The following is a 16,181-nucleotide window of genomic DNA, read 5'->3' as shown; positions in this document are numbered from 1 at the left end:
ACGCGGTGTCCGGGATGGATCAGAGGTGGGTGAGAGCCATGGCCCCGTTGCTCATGGCCTGCGGCGGGTTCTTGTTCGCCGTCTTGTGGATGGACTTGATTTTCGACGTCCAAGTCCTTCGCTACCGGAAGGCCCGGACCGAACTGCCCGAGCCCGTGCTCGCGTCCATCGCGGCGTACTACCACCGCGCGACCACCACGTCGCGGCCGATGAACCGCCTGATCGCGCTCGTCATGCTCATGTTGCTGGGAACGCTCGTGCTGCAGGCCGCGCGCGGGCACGACCCAGGCTGGCTGCTGGTGACGTCGGCGCCGATTGCCGGCATCCCGACCATGTTGGCGTTGACACACACCGTCCCCGATGCGGTACAACTCGGGCGCCGCACGGACAGCCCGTCCGAGCAGACGCGCCTGGCGCGATCGATCTGCCGAGACCATCTGCTGTCCGCCGCCTGCATGCTCGCGTTTCTCATCCTGTGGCTGGCGACCAGCATTGCGATCTGACGTGCACGACGAGTCGTAGTAATAAGGCGCAGGTCAGGACCCGCTGGCCACGTCAGTGAGCCACGTACTAAACTAGAACACGTTCCAATTCGGCGAGCTCCCAGGAGTTGTAATGCACACCCCTATCTGCGACGAACTCGGGATCGAGTTCCCGATTTTCGCCTTCACCCACTGCCGCGATGTCGTCGTGGCGGTCAGCAAGGCCGGGGGGTTCGGCGTGCTCGGAGCGGTCGGCTTCACACCCGAGCAGCTGGAGATCGAGTTGAAGTGGATCGACGAGAACATCGGCGACCACCCGTACGGGGTCGACATCGTCATCCCGAACAAGTACGAGGGCATGGACTCCCACCTGTCGGCGGAGGAGCTGGCCGAGACGCTGCGCAAGATGGTGCCGCAGGAGCACCTGGACTTCGGCAAGAAGATCCTCGCCGACCACGGCGTGCCGGTCGAGGATAGCGACGGCGACACCCTGCAGCTCCTCGGCTGGACCGAGGCGACGGCCACGCCGCAGGTCGAGGTGGCGCTCAAGCACCCGAAGGTGAAGATGATCGCCAACGCGCTGGGCACCCCGCCGGCCGAGATGATCAAGCACATCCACGACGCCGGGCTCAAGGTCGCGGCGCTGTGCGGCTCCCCTTCGCAGGCTCGCAAGCACGCCGACGCAGGCGTCGACATAATCATCGCCCAGGGCGGTGAGGCCGGCGGGCACTGCGGTGAGGTGGGCTCGATCGTGCTGTGGCCGCAGGTCGTCAAGGAGGTCGCCCCGGTTCCGGTGCTGGCCGCGGGCGGCATCGGCAGCGGTGAGCAGATCGCGGCCGCGCTGGCGCTCGGCGCGCAGGGCGCGTGGACCGGATCGCAGTGGCTGATGGTCGAGGAGTCCTCGAACACCCCGGTCCAGCAGGAGGCCTACGTCAAGGCAGGCAGCCGCGACACCGTCCGCAGCCGCTCGTTCACCGGCAAGCCGGCCCGCATGCTGCGCAACGACTGGACCGAGGCATGGGAGGCACCGGACAACCCGAAGCCGCTCGGAATGCCGTTGCAGTACATGGTTTCCGGCATGGCCGTCCGCGCCACCAACAGGTACCCCAACGAATCGGTCGACGTGGCGTTCAACCCCGTCGGTCAGGTGGTCGGTCAGTTCACCAAGGTGGAGAAGACCTCGACCGTCATCGAGCGCTGGGTGCAGGAGTACCTGGAAGCCACTAACCGGCTCGACGAGCTCAACGAGGCCGCCTCCGTATAGCCGGAGGCGACAGGCCTAGACGTCGTCGACTTCGTCGTGGCCGGTGAACACTTCCTTCGTCCGGTCAAACGCGTACGTGCCGATGTCGATCGAATTCTGAACGATGCCGCTGGCGCCGCCGGCGAGGTCGCCGCGGATGATGTCACTGGCGTGTTCGACGATGTCGGAGGCTTTCTCGACGGCGTTGGTCGCGATGTCCCTCGCCGCGTCGACTGCATCTTTGGGATTGAAGGCCATCTCGAGTCTCCTTTTGTTGCAGGGCGGTCGCTCTGACTCTAGACGGGGCCACTCACCATTTCTCGTCGGTGTCGCGGCACTAGTAGTGCACCAACGAACGCCAGTAGTCTTCGGGAATTTCGGCGCCGGAGCGCATTATTCGCGCCAGCCCGATGGCCATCGCTATACCCAGCAGTCCCAGCCACAGCCCGGCCAGTGCGATGACACCCCATAGCACGGCGGTGACCGCGGGCCACGGCGAGAACACGGCGAGCACCGGCGCGAAGAAAAACCCCGTGCCGATGTACCACGCCGACCCGGCACGATCGGAGGCCAGCACGAAACGCAGCCAGCGGGGAATCGGATTCTGGGTCTGCGGGCGGTCGCGCATCGTCGTCAGCCGTTATCCGCTCGGCGGGAAGAACCCTGCGCCCGTGAACCATCCGGGCTGCCACCCCTGAGCCCCCAGGCACAACATGGGAAGTCCGTCCGGAGTCTGCGCAGCGGCCTGCGAGCCCGGGCATTTCGCGCCGGTCTGCTGGACCCCGTACAGCGGATACGACGCCACCCAATACCCGGTGGTGGCCGCCGGGAACTGGTTGGGCGGCGGGAAGTGGCAGGCCTCGGCCTGGCCGCTGGGCCCCCGCCCGAAGATGAAGCGCTCGTAGTTGTCGCACGGAGCGCCCAACGAAGCCTGATAGTTCATCCCGGGTACGTCGCCGTCATATCCGGCGGCCGCGCACGGTGCCAAGCCGATCGTGATGCCCGCTATCGAAGCGGCGCTGAGCAGTTCCCGAATCATGTCCTACCCCGCCTGTCGTCGCCGGTGACCTGCACCAAAGCATATCGGTCGGACCGCCGGCCACAAGACCGTTCCGGCGCATGACCGCGACCGCCGGCCGGGACCCGCTCCTCGGTGAAAAACCGCCGGTGGAGAACACGTTCCAATTCGCCCCCGGGGATCTTGCGTCAATGCTTCCCAACCAAGGTGCGGCAGTGGTTTCCTTGCACAAGGACGACTAGACCACTTCGTCATCGAGGAGCGGGCAATGCCAACCGTCGAGCCAACCGTCGAGCCAACCGTTAAGCCGGTCCCCAATCTGCCTCCCGGCTTCGACTTCACCGACCCGGACATCCACGCCGAGCGACTCCCGGTGGAAGAACTGGCCGAGCTGCGCCGGACCGCGCCGATCTGGTGGAACGAACAGCCGGACGGGGTAGGCGGATTCGATGACGGCGGCTTCTGGGTGGTGTCCAAGCACAAGGACGTCAAAGAGATTTCGCGACGCAGCGACATCTTCTCCAGCCTGGAGAACACCGCCCTGCCCCGATACAAAGAGGGCACGGTGCGCGAGCAGCGCGAGACGGGCAAGTTCGTGTTGCTCAACATGGACGCCCCGCAGCACACCCACCTCCGCAAAATCATCTCCCGCGGATTCACCCCCCGCGCCGTCGAGCTCCTGCGCGACGACCTGAACGAGCGCGCCCGGCGCATCGTCGCGGCCGCGGCGACCGAGGGTTCCGGCGACTTCGTCGAGCAGGTGTCCTGCGAGCTGCCGCTGCAGGCGATCGCCGGGCTGATGGGGGTGCCGCAAGAGGACCGCATGAAGCTGTTCCACTGGTCGAACGAAATGGTGGGCGATCAGGATCCCGAATTCGCCCGCAACGACGCGATGGGCGCCTCGGTCGAACTGATCACCTACGCCATGCAGATGGCCGCCGACCGTAAGCAGAACCCCGGGGACGACATCGTCACCAAGCTGATCGAGGCCGACGTCGACGGGCACAAGCTCTCCGACGACGAGTTCGGCTTCTTCGTGATCCTGCTGGCCGTCGCGGGAAACGAGACCACCCGCAACTCGATCACCCAGGGCATGATGGCCTTCACCGACTTCCCCGATCAGTGGGAGCTGTACAAGCGCGAGCGTCCCGTCACCACGGCCGACGAGATCGTGCGGTGGGCGACGCCGGTCACCTCATTCCAGCGGACCGCCCTGGATGACTACGAGCTTTCCGGCGTGCAGATCAAGAAGGGCCAGCGGGTCGTAATGGTCTATCGCTCAGCCAATTTCGACGAGGATGTGTTCGACGACCCGTTCACCTTCAACATCCTTCGGGATCCCAACCCGCACGTGGGCTTCGGTGGCACCGGCGCGCACTACTGTCTCGGGGCCAACCTGGCGCGGATGACGATCGACCTGATGTTCAATGCGATCGCCGACGCCATGCCCGACCTGGAATCGGCGGGCAAGCCCGAGCGACTGCGGTCGGGCTGGCTCAACGGAATCAAGCACTGGCAGGTCGACTATCACACCAACGGCGCCGAGAAGTGTCCTGTCGCGCATCAGTCGCAGGGGTGACAAGCTAGGGGCATGCCCACTCATCGAGCCGTCCATGTCCCGTCCGCAGGTGCAGCTTTGGAGCTGGTCGACGCCGAAACCAAACCACCGGGTCGCGACGAGGTACGGCTGACGGTCGCCGCGTGCGGCATCTGCGGCACCGATGCACACTTCGTCAACGGCGGGTTCCCCGGCATGTCCTGGCCGCTGACTCCCGGGCATGAAATCGCCGGCAAGATCGCCGAGATCGGCGATGGCGTACAGGATTTCGGGATCGGTGATCGTGTCGCGGTCGGCTGGTTCGGCGGTTGTTGTTACCGCTGTAACCAATGCCGTAAGGGCTTGTTCATTCACTGCGAGAACGGCAAGGTGCCGAGTTGGCAGTATCCCGGTGGCTACGCGGAGTCGGTGACCGCGCCGGTGAGCGCGCTGGCCCGCATCCCGGACGAGCTCTCCGACGCCGACGCCGCCCCGATGGGTTGTGCGGGTGTGACCACCTACAACGCCTTGCGGCACACCAAGGCGCTGCCCGGCGATCGGGTGGCGATTCTCGGGGTCGGCGGACTGGGCCACCTCGGCGTGCAGTTCGCCCAGGCGATGGGCTTCGAAACCATCGCGATCAACCGCGGTACCGGCAAGGCCGACGATGCCCGGAAGCTGGGCGCCCATCACTACATCGACTCCACCGCCAACGATCCCGCCGAGGCGCTGAAGGATCTTGGCGGCGCGAGCGTTGTGCTGGCCACCGCCGGCAATTCACAAGCCATGGCTGCCACGGTCGGCGGCATACTCCCCCAAGGTGAACTGGTGACCATCGGGGTCACGCCCGAGCCGCTGCCGATCAGCCCGGTGCAACTGATAACGCCGGGCGTCAGCATCGTCGGCCATCCCTCCGGGACGGCGAAGGACGTCGAAGACACGATGCATTTCGCGGTCTTGTCCGGCGTGCGGGCATGGATCGAGGAACTTCCGCTGTCACAGGCCAAGGAGGGCTATGCGGCCCTGGAAGAGGGTCGGGCGCACTACCGCACCGTTTTGACCATGTGACACAGTCGGTTCGTGACTTCTGACGTAAACCCGGTGTGGACGATCGGTCCGGCTGACGGTGAATTGTTGTTGCACACCGGTGTTGCCGGTAGGGCGGCACGGATGGGTCATCGTCTCACCATCGCGATGACGCGCTGGCGCGCCACCGTAAACTGGGCAAATTCTCGACCCGTCAGCGCGGAGCTTGTGGTCGAGGCCGATTCGCTCGAGGTGCTGCGCGGCGACGGCGGGGTCAAAGGGTTGTCCGGGACCGAGAAGGCATTGGCGCGTTCGAACGCGCTGAAGTCATTGTCCGCCAATCAATTCCCCGAAATTACCTACATCGCGGACGCCATCGAGGAGGCCGACGACGGGTACCGTCTGACCGGCACGCTCGGGATCCGGGGAAAGTCGCGAGACCACGTGATCGAGGTGCACACAGAGGATCTCGGGGACTCGTGGCGGATGTCGGTCGAATCCACCATCCGTCAGTCCGACTACGGCATCAAGCCCTACTCGCTGCTGATGGGTTCGGTCCAAGTCGCAGACGAGGTGTCGTTGACTCTCTCCGCGGTTCGCGCCCAGAACATTTGAGCGCTGCCGGCGCGGCGCCGGAAGAAGGGTCAGGGCTGTGGGTCGGTCGCAGCGCGCGGGGCTGAATCAGCCGCCGGTTCGCCGGTGTCGCCGGGAATGTGCTCCAGCACCCGCGTCAGGTACGGCTGTCGGTCGCCGCCGGCGGCGGGCTGCTCTTCCGGAGCGCTCGGCTCCGAAACCGGTTCCCGGGCAGGCGGCTTGGGCTGTGGAGCGGCCTGCTCGGTCGGCGGGGCCGCCGGAAGCGGCGCGACGGCCGTGACGGCTTCGGCGATCTGCGGCGTCGGCGGGTGCGTCGCGTGCTTCGGCGCGGGCGCCGCGCTGGCGGGACCGACGTGAATCCCCACCGCGAGTGACACCGAGCCGACGAACGTGATGGCGCCGGCCGCCAGCGCGGTCACGGCCCCGGAGTAGGACAATTGCCGCTTCTGGGTGCGTGCCGGGACGGGTTCGCCGACGTCCTCCACCAACTGTTCGTCGGTGAACTCGGTGCTGCGGGCCGCGGACAGCGCGGCGCCGCGCGCGATGGTCACCTGGGCCATCGACTGTACGAAAACCGGTATTGGCAAAGTCTTTTCGAGTTGCCAGGACAGCCCGTCGATGTCGTCGTGGGCGCCGACGACCACAACGCCGCCCGGCTGCCATCCGTTGCGCTCGAACATACCGGTCAGCCAGCGCGTCAGGCCGTCGAAGCCGCCGCGCACGTGCTTGGTCGCCGTCTGGGTCTCCCCATCATGGGTGTCGACCATGACGACGGTCGTCGCGTTGTTGTCGAGAATGCAAACCGCCGTCTGCTCGTAACCGATCACGGGCGCAATGGCCTGAGCCAACGTCTCGACGGCGTCCAGGAACCGGATCGGCACGACGTTGTCGAATCCCGCGTCGGTCAGCGCCTCCAGCACCAGCGCGGCCTGCGCGGATGCTTCGTCGTTCCAGGTCACTCCGATGACACGCAGTCGGTGATCGCTTGCCGCCGCCGAGGTGTCGACCCGTAATACCTCGTCTACCACTTGCTCTGCGGTACCCACGGCGTGAACGCCGTGGCCGGCGCGCAGCGCCAGCTCCTGGTGATCCAGGATGGTGCCATCCGCGCCGTGTCCTTCGGCGAGGACCCAACCAACGGCGGTCGGCGTCACTGACAGGCCAAGAACCGTGTCCAAATCTATGCCCCAATCGGTCCCGCGTCCGACGCCCTCAGCAGCAACCGACGCGCACCATGAAGCCGCAGGTGCGGTGATTCGTGAGAGCCGGAACAGACACGGGATAGCGTGGTCTTCATCGGCTTGCTCCGAGAGAGCCTACGCGGTCGGCGCAAGTCCGGCTGCCCCGGTCAGTCATCGCCTGGGAATCGCCGGCTGAACAGGGCGGCGCCGGGAAGCGCGCACGCGGCCCCCGACGTGCCACGGATGTGGGTGGTGGCCGTTCGGCGGCTAAAGCCACATCGTTTTATCGGACGAGAAAATATTTATCGGTGTCGCGGTACGGGGGCGACGCCGCCAAACGGTCAAAGATGCGACGCGCAGCTGTCCGGTGGCGCTCCGCACCGAAATCCGCGCGGCCGTCATTTCGGTTGCTTTCTATATCGCGGCGTATCGCGGGGGTGCTCGGCGCTCACCGTGCCTGACGGGCGGTGCTGCCTGGCATTTTCTGACCCGACGCGTTGGACCGTCATCGAGCGGGTACGCGTCGCGTGACGCCGCCCAGGTGTGCCGGGTGGCGAAATTATGAGGTGAAAAGCGATGCCGAAACGAGACGCGTTCGCGTCCCAATCGACATTTCGCGGACTTGCACGGTAAATTCCTGTGAGACCACGATCACACTGACCACATCGACAAGGGGCAGGTATGACAGATCTGAGCGAGAAGGTCCGGGCCTGGGGGCGCCGGCTTTTGGTCGGCACAGCGGCGGCAGCCACACTGCCGGGCCTGATCGGTCTTGCCGGCGGCGCCCCGACGGCGAACGCGTTCTCGCGTCCGGGCCTGCCCGTCGAGTACCTGCAGGTGCCGTCCGCGGGCATGGGCCGCAACATCAAGGTCCAGTTCCAGAGCGGCGGCAACGGTTCTCCCGCGGTGTATCTGCTGGACGGTCTGCGGGCCCAAGACGACTACAACGGCTGGGACATCAACACACCGGCGTTCGAGTGGTACTACAAGTCAGGCCTCTCGATCGTCATGCCGGTCGGCGGCCAGTCCAGCTTCTACGCCGACTGGTACGGTCCGGCGTGCGGTAAGGCCGGCTGCTCGACTTACAAGTGGGAGACCTTCCTGACCAGCGAACTCCCCGGGTATCTGGCCTCCAACAAGAGCGTCAAGTCCAACGGCAGCGCCGCGGTCGGTATCTCGATGTCCGGCTCCTCGGCGCTGATCTTGGCCGTCAACCACCCGGGACAGTTCATCTACGCCGGCTCGCTGTCGGCCCTGATGGACCCCTCCCAGGGAATGGGCCCCTCCCTGATCGGTCTCGCAATGGGCGACGCCGGCGGCTACAAGCCCGACGCCATGTGGGGGCCGTCGAGCGACCCGGCCTGGGCGCGCAACGACCCGACCCTTCAGGTCGGGGCGCTGGCCGGTAACAACACCCGCCTCTGGATCTACTGCGGTAACGGGACGCCGTCTGAGTTGGGTGGGGCGAACATGCCCGCCGAGTTCCTGGAGAACTTCGTCCGGAGCAGCAACCTGAAGTTCCGGGATGCCTACAACGCGGCCGGTGGCCACAACGCCGTGTTCAACTTCGACGCCAACGGGACCCACAGCTGGGAGTACTGGGGAGCCCAGCTCAACGCCATGAAGCCCGACCTGCAGGGCACCCTCGGCGCCACCCAGGGCGGCGGCGGATAACCCCTTACGCCCGGCTCGTTCACTACTGCGCCTGACAGCTTCGTCAGGCGCAGTAGTGCGTCAAGGGGCTCCAGCCCGGGCGGTTTCGTCGTCCGGCGACAAATGATCACTGTGACGGCATCTCGTCGGAGCGTCCCGGCCGACGCCGGGCCACCGACACGCCAGAATCATCGTCATGCAGCGCAGCGTTCGCCCGCCCCGCCCGGCCGCGGCCGCGCGCTGGGCCGGCGTGATCGGCGGCCTGGCGATGCTTGTGGCCCCGGTTCGGGCCGACCCGGCGAGCCCGCTGACCCCCTTGGTCGACGCCGCCGCGCAACGGCTGCAGGTTGCCGAGCCCGTCGCCGCCTACAAATGGAACCAGCACGGCGCCATCGAGGACCCGGCCCGCGTCGAGCAGGAGCTGGCCCGGCTGGGCGACGACGCCGACGCCGGACACGTCGACCGCGACTACGTCACCCGGGTTTTCGGGGACCAGATCGGTGCCACCGAGGCCATCGAATACAGCCGGTTCGCGGACTGGAAGCTGAACCCGGCGAGCGCTCCGCCCGACTCGCCGGACCTGTCGGCGTCGCGGTCGGCGATCGACGCCTTCAACCGGACGATGCTGACCCAGATTTCGGCGAACTGGAACCTGCTGCACTCACCGGAATGCGCCGCGGAACGCGACGCCGCACGAAGCGGCGTCATCCGCGATCGTCAGCTCGACAGCCTGTACCAAAAGGCCCTGTCATCAGCGACGCAGTCGTATTGCCAGCGATAATTTAATTTTTCCTCACCGATTTCTAACGGTCCGATTTGGCCCGCCGATAAGCCGGTTTCCGCAGATAGATGGCATATCTCGCGCCATTTTCGAATAGGTAACGCTTTGGCCACACGGGCCGAAATCCTGGGCATGAAATATCTCTGCAAGCTTCTCGTCAAGTCCGTAGCGGTCGGCGGGTTCGTTGCAGCGTCGATGGCTTCGTCCACGGGTGTGGTGAGCGCGGAAACCGCTCCCAACTGGGACGCGATCGCTCAATGCGAGTCCGGTGGCAACTGGCACGCCAACACCGGGAACGGCGAATACGGTGGGCTGCAGTTCAAGCCGAGCACCTGGGCCCGCTACGGCGGCGTCGGTAACCCCGCTGCCGCATCCAGGGAGCAGCAAATCGCCGTGGCCAACCGGGTTTTCGCCGAAGAGGGCGTGGAGGCCTGGCCAAAATGCGGCGCGCAGTCCGGCCTGCCAATCGGCTGGTACTCGCACCCAGCCCAGGGCATCAAGCAGATCATCAACGGGTTGATCCAGGCCGCCGTCCCGCACTGATGAAACGCACCTGCGGTCTATGTCCCAGCGCCTAGCTGTGTTTGGATCAGCCCATGGAAGGTTCGGCGACTGTTCATATGGCGGCGCCTGCGGCCAAGATCTGGGATCTCATCGCGGACATCCGCAACACCGGAAAGTTCTCCCCGGAAGTTTTTGAAGCCGAGTGGCTGGGCGGCGCGACCGGTCCGGCCCTCGGTGCGAAATTCCGCGGCCACGTCAAGCGCAACGAGATGGGCCCGGTGTACTGGACGACGTGCAAGGTCACCGCGTGCGAACCGGGTCGCGAATTCGGCTTCACGGTGCTGCTCGGTGACAGGCCGGTCAACAACTGGCACTACCGCCTGGCGCCCAGCGGCGGCGGGACCGACGTCACCGAGTCGTTTCGGCTCAACCCGGCGCCATGGCTCGGCGTGTACTGGTTGTTCGGTGGCTTTCTGCGCAAACGACGCAACATCCGAGACATGACCAAGACGCTGAACCGCATCAAAGACGTGGCCGAGGCGGCCTGACGCTCGTGAAATCGGTCTTCATCACCGGCGCGGGCAGCGGCATGGGCCGCGAGGGGGCAAAGCTGTTCCACGCCAAAGGTTGGCGGGTGGGCGCGGTCGACCGCAACGAGGCCGGCCTTGCGACCCTGAGCGATGAACTCGGTGAGGATCGGCTGTGGACCCGCGCCGTCGATGTGACGGACAAGGCGGCCCTCGACGGCGCCTTGGCCGATTTCTGCGCCGGCAACACCGGTGGCGGTCTGGATATGATGTGGAACAACGCCGGCATCGGCGAATCCGGCTGGTTCGAGGACGTTCCCTATGACGCCGCGATGCGCGTCGTCGACGTGAATTTCAAGGCGGTCCTGACGGGCGCCTACGCGTCGCTGCCGTACCTCAAGCAAACCCCCGGCAGCCTGATGTTCTCGACGTCGTCGTCCTCGGGCACCTATGGCATGCCGCGCCTGGCCGTCTACTCGTCCACCAAGCACGCGGTCAAAGGTCTGACGGAGGCCTTGAGCGTGGAATGGCAGCGACACGGGGTGCGCGTCGCCGACGTACTGCCCGGTTTGATCGACACCGCCATCCTCACGACGACGACCAACCACTCCGACGTCCGCCGCGCGCCCATGACCGCCGAGCAACTGCGGGCCACCGCGCCGAAGAAGGGCATGCTTCGGTTGATGCCGGCAAGCAGCGTGGCCGAGACGGCGTGGCAGGCCTACCACAATCAGAAGCGCTTGCATTGGTATGTGCCGAAGAGCATTCGCCTGATTGACTTTTTCAAGGGTCTGAGTCCGGAATTCGTGCGACGCAGCATCGTCAAGTCCCTACCTAAGCTGGCGCCGAAGCAACAATAAGGAGGTCGGCTGGTGCAAAATCGGTTGCTCACAGTCGCTTTGGTCCTGGCGGCGGTCGTCGTCAGCGTCGCCGGGTGCAGCGCGGCCCAGACGACACCTCGCCGGGCCGCCCGTCTGACCATCGACGGCGCGACTCACACGACGCGGCCCCCCGCGTGCCGGCAGGATCAGATGTATCGGACCATTAACATCGGCGACCACGATGGCGGGGTTGAGGCGGTGGTGCTGCTCAGCGGTTACCGGGCGATGCCGCAGTGGGTGAAGATCCGCAATGTCGACGGCTTCACCGGCAGCTTCTGGCAAGGCGGGGTGGGAGACGCGCACGTCGACCTCACCAACGACGCGTACACCATCACGGGCAGCGCGTACGGCATCAACAGCAGCAACCCCAACAAAGTGGTGACCACCGACTTCAAAATCGTCGCGCAGTGCTGACTCTCGAGGTGGTCGGGGCCTAGGCTCGAAACGACACCCGGACCAGGGAGGGGCCAGTGAAGGAACGATTGCACTGGTTCGCGATGCATGGCTTCATCCGGGGAGTCGCTGCCCTCGGAGCCCGGCGCGGTGACGTCCAGGCCAGGCTGATCGCCGATCCGGCGGTGGCCGCCGACCCGGTCCCCTACTACGACGAGGTGCGCGCCCGGGGCAAGCTGGTAAAGGGCCGCGTCGCCTATCTGACGGCGGATCACGCGGTCGCCCATGAGCTGCTGCGGTCCGATGATTTTCGGGTGCTGATCTTCGGATCGAACCTGCCGGCGCCGCTGCGATGGCTGGAGCGCCACACCCGCGACGACCTCCTGCATCCACTGCGGGCACCGTCGTTACTGGCGGTCGAGCCGCCCGACCACACCCGCTATCGCAAGACCGTATCGGCGGTGTTCACCCCCAGAGCGGTTGCCGCGCTGCGAGATCGGGTGGAGCAGACCGCCGCCGAGTTGTTGGACCGGCTGGTCGGCGAGTTGGGTGTCGTGGACATCGTCCGGCGGTACTGCGCGCAACTTCCGGTTTCGATCATCAGCGAGATCCTCGGCGTGCCGGAGGCCGAGCGGCGGCGTGTGCTGGAATTCGGTGAACTGGCCGCGCCGAGTCTCGACATCGGATTGCCGTGGCGGCAATACCGCAGCGTGCAGGAAGGCATCGCCGGCTTCAGCTCCTGGCTCGACGAGCACCTGCAGCACTTGCGCTTGGACCCCAGCGACAATCTGATGAGTCAGCTGATCCAGACCGCCGAAAGCGGTTCTGCGGAAACCTATCTCAATGACAAAGAGCTACAGGCGATCGCCGGTCTGGTGTTGGCCGCCGGTTTCGAGACCACCGTGAATCTGCTCGGCAATGGGATCCGCATGCTGATGGATGCGCCCCAGCACCTCGACACCCTGCGACGGCGCCCCGAGCTGTGGCCCAACGCAGTCGAAGAGATCCTGCGGCTGGAGTCACCGGTGCAACTGACCGCACGGTTGGCGCTCAACGATGTCGAGATAGCCGGCCGGCAGTTAGAACGCGGCGATTTGGTGCTGGTGTATCTGGCCGCCGCCAATCGGGATCCCGCCGTGTTCCCCGACCCGCATCGCTTCGACATCGAAAGGGAGAATGCCGGAAGGCATCTCGCCTTTTCCGGTGGCCGGCACTTCTGTCTTGGCGCCGCCCTCGCGCGCGCCGAGGGAGAAGTCGGACTGCGCACATTTTTCGATCGCTTCCCCGGGGTGCGCGCGGCGGGCGCCGGAAGCAGGCGCGAAACCCGCGTCCTGCGGGGCTGGTCGTCGTTGCCGGTGAACCTGGGCCCGGCCCGGTCGATGGCCGCGGTGGACGGCTAGCGGCCCACCGCCCCGCGACCCTCCGGCCGACTTATTGACACCGGCGCGGCAACACGGTTCTATTTGCCGTTATGACAGAGGTATCTATGATCGCGGTCGAGGATGTCGTACGTGGGCTGTGGCAGGCCCTGTCGCGGCGCGATTGGGAAGCGATCAAGACCTTCCTGTCCGACGACTGCCTCTATGTCGACATGCCGGTTCCCGCATTGGCGGCCCGCGGTCCGGAGGACATCGTCAAGCGCCTCAGGGTGGGTCTCGAACAGCTGGCCGGCTACGAGAACCACACCGGCGTCCTGGTGTCCAACGGCTCCGACGTGCTCTACGAGCACTCCGAGACTTGGACGTTCGCCACCGGCGAGCAGGGTGTGCTGCGATTCGTCACGGTGCACAAGGTCGTCGACGGCAAAGTGACTGTCTGGAAAGACTATTGGGACTTCAACAGCCTGGTGGCCTTCGCTCCCCCGAACCACTTCGAGGGCTTGGCGACCGGCGATGTGAGCTGGGTGTTCGACGCTTCAGCGCTGGTCTGACAACGCTTGTCGCGGCTACGACTCGGCCAGTCTGCGGAGCCGTTTCAACGTTTCCGTCAGTGTGCGTCCCACCTGGCGCACGGCGATCCGATCGGCGATATACCCGAGTATTCCGCCGGGCGCCTGATACGACAGCCGAAAAGTCACCCTTGTGCAGCCGTCGCCTCTGTCGCGCAACCGTATCCGCCCGCGCAGCGTTACGCCGGTGATTCCCACCCAGGCGAGGTCGCGGCCGTCGTCGAACTCGACCACCTCGATCAACCCGCCAACGGGTACGGAGCCGATCTTCCAGTGGACGGTGTACCGCGCCCCGACGCCGGATGGTTTGTCGTTCGACGACTCCCATCGCTCCAGGTTCGCCATGAAAGAGGGGTAACAGTCCGGGTCGCTGACGATTTTCCAGACGGCGGCACGGTCGGCGTTGATGACGCAACGGCGTTCGACGCGCATCAGCCGATCACCGGGAATCGTCGTTCGGCGGCCAGTCGGTCGACGCCCGCCTGCAGGGAGGCCATCACCTTGTCGTGCACCGCTTGATCGTCGCCGTCCACCTCGATCGGGTCTTGAACCTCGATCACGATCTTGGTGGGCAGCGGGATGTGGCCGGCCAGGTCGCTGATGTTGAGGCCCCAGGGCAGCGCCAGCGATATCGGAATGCTCTTGAGCCGCAGCAACTTGTCGGCCATCAGCAACTTGGCCAGCCACTGCCCGCGGTTGAGGAAAAGCGCGCTTTCCTGCCCACCGATGCTCGCGACGGGGACGATCGGCACCCTGGCCTCGCGGGCCAGCTTTACGTAGCCCATGCGCCCGCCGAAGTCGACCTTGTGGCGCTCCCACGAGGGTCGGAACACCTCGTAGTCCCCCCCGGGGTAGACCAGTAGCGCGGCGCCGGAATCCAATGCGAGACGGGCGTTCTCGGGATTGGCGGCTACCGTGCCGAATTTGCGCAACCCTCCCAGCGGCGGAGCGGAGACGACGAGGTCATGGGCCAACTGGTAGAAGGGCCGCTCGACGCCGAAATAGGAGCAGAAGGCGAGCGTGAACACGAAGGTGTCGGGCGGCACGTTGCCACCGCTGTGATTGCCCACCAGCAGCACCGGTCCCTCGGCCGGAATGCGATCGAGGCCCCGCACGTCCGCCCTGAAATAGAGCGACGCCAGCAACCAGGTTCCCGGCAGCTGGTCGCGGATGTAGTCCGGATCCCGCTGGTCGAGGTCGGCTTTGGGCACCCACGACACCACCTTGTCGCGGGCCCAGCCCAAGACGCCCTTCGCGGTCGCCACGGACGGAGGGATACCCCGGCGTCACCGGGGGTCAAACGCGGTAGACGCGCCTGGCGTTCTCGCGGGCGATCAAATCGACCACCCGGATGGCGTCCGCCTCGCTCCAGTCGCCGCGCTCCACGAACTCGTGTAGCACCCGATCAATGCCCCTGCGCCACAGGACCGCGCCGAGAAAGTGCAGTTCTGCCGGGCCGAATCCGTCTGACGAATAGAGGATCTTGGAAAAGGGCGCCATCTCCAGCAATCGAGCAAGGAAGGCCGGCGACCGCGCCCCCAGGTGGTTGACGCTCAAACCGCCGTCGAGATACACGTTGTTGAACGCCTGGGCCAGATAGCCGGCCTCGCGCTCGTAGGGATAGCAGTGCAGCAGGACGATCGGGACGTCCGCCGTGTCGCGCAGAAAGTCAACCAGCAGCAGCGGATTGGCCTTGCGTAGGTCGCAATCACGGTCGCCGAACCCGACGTGCAACTGCAGCGGCCTGCCCAGTCGCAGCGCCTGGTGCAAACCGAACCGCAGCAGGACCCTGTCCTGCAATCGGGTACCGCCGCGCTCACGCCAGCGACCGGCGGCCTCGGCGACCTCCGCCGTCGACGGGTCGCTCAGGTCGCCGTCAAACCCGCCGCGGTAGGCCAGAATCGATTTGGTGCCGACCGCGCCGGCGGCGCGCCGATGCAGGATCTCCTCAAACGCCGCGACGTAGTCACCCGGCGCCTTCGCGGCCTGCTCGGCCACCTCCTCGAGACGGACGACCTCACGCGCGCGAGCTCCGGACAGCCGGGCCATGTCCGCAACCCCGGCGATACCCCCGCTGCCGATCCCGGTGTCCACCAGCCAGTCACTCACGCCGGCGGCCGCCAGGAACAGCCGCGCCAGCTCCTCCTCCTGGAATTGGCTGCGCCGCTCCCAATAGGCCTGCGGATCGGCGTGTTCGGGCAGCCCCAGGACGGGGGCGCAATGCGCGCGCACCGCGAATCCGAGTTGCGAGTCGAAGCCCGAGTAATTGATGGGATCGCTGTTGGCCTCGTTGAGCGCGTTCTCGAATCGCTGCCGATCTCCGGGCGTCAGCCAGCAACCGTGGACATGCTGATCGACCAGCGCCACTGCGCCGATCTGCTGGGCCAGGGCGCGGGTGTCGGAGACCATAAAT

Annotated in this window: 20 protein-coding genes; 13 read left to right on the top strand and 7 right to left on the bottom strand. The window is 66.0% G+C overall.

Annotated features, from left to right (window positions below):
- Positions 1 to 38: 38 nt before the first annotated feature.
- Positions 39 to 503 (top strand): hypothetical protein, encoded by a 465-nt coding sequence (locus tag A5708_RS11025; RefSeq protein WP_065028659.1) that lies wholly within the window; start codon positions 39 to 41, stop codon positions 501 to 503.
- A gap of 112 nt (positions 504 to 615) precedes the next feature.
- Positions 616 to 1,746, top strand: a complete 1,131-nt coding sequence (locus A5708_RS11020) for a nitronate monooxygenase (protein ID WP_065028658.1) — start codon at positions 616 to 618, stop codon at positions 1,744 to 1,746.
- 15 nt (positions 1,747 to 1,761) lie between these two features.
- Here the strand turns inward: A5708_RS11020 and A5708_RS11015 are convergent, their stop codons facing one another.
- From A5708_RS11015 to A5708_RS11005, 3 genes are all read right to left on the bottom strand, one after another.
- The gene (locus tag A5708_RS11015; protein ID WP_065028657.1) at positions 1,762 to 1,983 is read right to left on the bottom strand and encodes a hypothetical protein; all 222 of its coding nucleotides are present in this window, start codon (positions 1,981 to 1,983) and stop codon (positions 1,762 to 1,764) included.
- 79 nt (positions 1,984 to 2,062) lie between these two features.
- Positions 2,063 to 2,353, bottom strand: a complete 291-nt coding sequence (locus tag A5708_RS11010) for a hypothetical protein (protein WP_065028656.1) — start codon at positions 2,351 to 2,353, stop codon at positions 2,063 to 2,065.
- 12 nt (positions 2,354 to 2,365) lie between these two features.
- Positions 2,366 to 2,764 carry a hypothetical protein gene (locus tag A5708_RS11005; protein ID WP_065028655.1) on the bottom strand — a complete coding sequence of 133 codons (399 nt, stop codon included), beginning with the start codon at positions 2,762 to 2,764 and terminating at the stop codon, positions 2,366 to 2,368.
- A 247-nt stretch (positions 2,765 to 3,011) separates the two neighbouring features.
- On the opposite strand from A5708_RS11005, the gene A5708_RS11000 reads away from it, so the two are divergent.
- Genes A5708_RS11000 through A5708_RS10990 form a run of 3 tightly spaced genes read left to right on the top strand, consistent with a single transcriptional unit; the run spans position 3,012 to position 5,921 of the window.
- Positions 3,012 to 4,322, top strand: coding sequence for a cytochrome P450 (locus A5708_RS11000; protein WP_065028654.1), 1,311 nt, complete (start codon positions 3,012 to 3,014; stop codon positions 4,320 to 4,322).
- A gap of 12 nt (positions 4,323 to 4,334) precedes the next feature.
- Positions 4,335 to 5,348, top strand: coding sequence for an alcohol dehydrogenase (locus tag A5708_RS10995; RefSeq protein WP_065028653.1), 1,014 nt, complete (start codon positions 4,335 to 4,337; stop codon positions 5,346 to 5,348).
- 12 nt (positions 5,349 to 5,360) lie between these two features.
- Positions 5,361 to 5,921 carry a YceI family protein gene (locus tag A5708_RS10990; RefSeq protein WP_065028652.1) on the top strand — a complete coding sequence of 187 codons (561 nt, stop codon included), beginning with the start codon at positions 5,361 to 5,363 and terminating at the stop codon, positions 5,919 to 5,921.
- A gap of 29 nt (positions 5,922 to 5,950) precedes the next feature.
- Here the strand turns inward: A5708_RS10990 and A5708_RS10985 are convergent, their stop codons facing one another.
- Entirely contained in the window at positions 5,951 to 7,078 is a 1,128-nt protein-coding gene (locus A5708_RS10985; RefSeq protein WP_065028651.1) for a DUF7159 family protein, read from the bottom strand.
- A gap of 684 nt (positions 7,079 to 7,762) precedes the next feature.
- Here A5708_RS10985 and ag85B point away from each other — a divergent pair.
- The 8 genes from ag85B to A5708_RS10945 all read left to right on the top strand — a co-directional run bounded on the left by ag85B (position 7,763) and on the right by A5708_RS10945 (position 13,750).
- Positions 7,763 to 8,755 (top strand): diacylglycerol acyltransferase/mycolyltransferase Ag85B, encoded by a 993-nt coding sequence (gene ag85B, locus A5708_RS10980; RefSeq protein ID WP_065028650.1) that lies wholly within the window; start codon positions 7,763 to 7,765, stop codon positions 8,753 to 8,755.
- Between the two features lie 175 nt (positions 8,756 to 8,930).
- On the top strand, positions 8,931 to 9,515 hold the full coding sequence (locus A5708_RS10975) for a chorismate mutase (RefSeq protein ID WP_065028649.1): 585 nt from the start codon (positions 8,931 to 8,933) through the stop codon (positions 9,513 to 9,515).
- A 105-nt stretch (positions 9,516 to 9,620) separates the two neighbouring features.
- Complete coding sequence (gene rpfC / locus A5708_RS10970) at positions 9,621 to 10,058, top strand: resuscitation-promoting factor RpfC (protein WP_065028648.1); 438 nt, start codon at positions 9,621 to 9,623, stop codon at positions 10,056 to 10,058.
- 35 nt (positions 10,059 to 10,093) lie between these two features.
- The gene (locus A5708_RS10965) at positions 10,094 to 10,567 is read left to right on the top strand and encodes an SRPBCC family protein (protein WP_196772607.1); all 474 of its coding nucleotides are present in this window, start codon (positions 10,094 to 10,096) and stop codon (positions 10,565 to 10,567) included.
- A gap of 5 nt (positions 10,568 to 10,572) precedes the next feature.
- Complete coding sequence (locus A5708_RS10960; RefSeq protein WP_065028646.1) at positions 10,573 to 11,406, top strand: SDR family oxidoreductase; 834 nt, start codon at positions 10,573 to 10,575, stop codon at positions 11,404 to 11,406.
- A 12-nt stretch (positions 11,407 to 11,418) separates the two neighbouring features.
- The gene (locus A5708_RS10955) at positions 11,419 to 11,841 is read left to right on the top strand and encodes a lipoprotein LpqH (RefSeq protein WP_065028645.1); all 423 of its coding nucleotides are present in this window, start codon (positions 11,419 to 11,421) and stop codon (positions 11,839 to 11,841) included.
- Between the two features lie 56 nt (positions 11,842 to 11,897).
- Positions 11,898 to 13,220, top strand: a complete 1,323-nt coding sequence (locus A5708_RS10950) for a cytochrome P450 (RefSeq protein ID WP_065028644.1) — start codon at positions 11,898 to 11,900, stop codon at positions 13,218 to 13,220.
- Positions 13,221 to 13,306: 86 nt separating this feature from the next.
- Positions 13,307 to 13,750, top strand: a complete 444-nt coding sequence (locus A5708_RS10945) for a nuclear transport factor 2 family protein (RefSeq protein WP_065028643.1) — start codon at positions 13,307 to 13,309, stop codon at positions 13,748 to 13,750.
- A 15-nt stretch (positions 13,751 to 13,765) separates the two neighbouring features.
- Here A5708_RS10945 and A5708_RS10940 read toward each other — a convergent pair whose 3' ends face one another.
- From A5708_RS10940 to A5708_RS10930, 3 genes are read right to left on the bottom strand one after another with little or no spacing between them, the layout of a single operon-like run.
- Positions 13,766 to 14,200 carry an SRPBCC family protein gene (locus tag A5708_RS10940; protein ID WP_065028642.1) on the bottom strand — a complete coding sequence of 145 codons (435 nt, stop codon included), beginning with the start codon at positions 14,198 to 14,200 and terminating at the stop codon, positions 13,766 to 13,768.
- Entirely contained in the window at positions 14,200 to 15,033 is an 834-nt protein-coding gene (locus A5708_RS10935; protein ID WP_065028641.1) for a lysophospholipid acyltransferase family protein, read from the bottom strand. The genes A5708_RS10940 and A5708_RS10935 overlap by 1 nt, the downstream gene beginning before the upstream one ends.
- Before the next feature lie 31 nt (positions 15,034 to 15,064).
- Positions 15,065 to 16,177, bottom strand: a complete 1,113-nt coding sequence (locus tag A5708_RS10930; protein ID WP_065028640.1) for an amidohydrolase family protein — start codon at positions 16,175 to 16,177, stop codon at positions 15,065 to 15,067.
- Positions 16,178 to 16,181: the final 4 nt, after the last annotated feature.

The sequence above is a fragment of the Mycobacterium colombiense genome (assembly GCF_001672755.1).
Taxonomy (GTDB): Bacteria; Actinomycetota; Actinomycetes; order Mycobacteriales; family Mycobacteriaceae; genus Mycobacterium; species Mycobacterium colombiense_C.
Note: the sequence above shows the minus strand (reverse complement) of the source record. Positions and strands in the feature narration are given on the sequence as shown.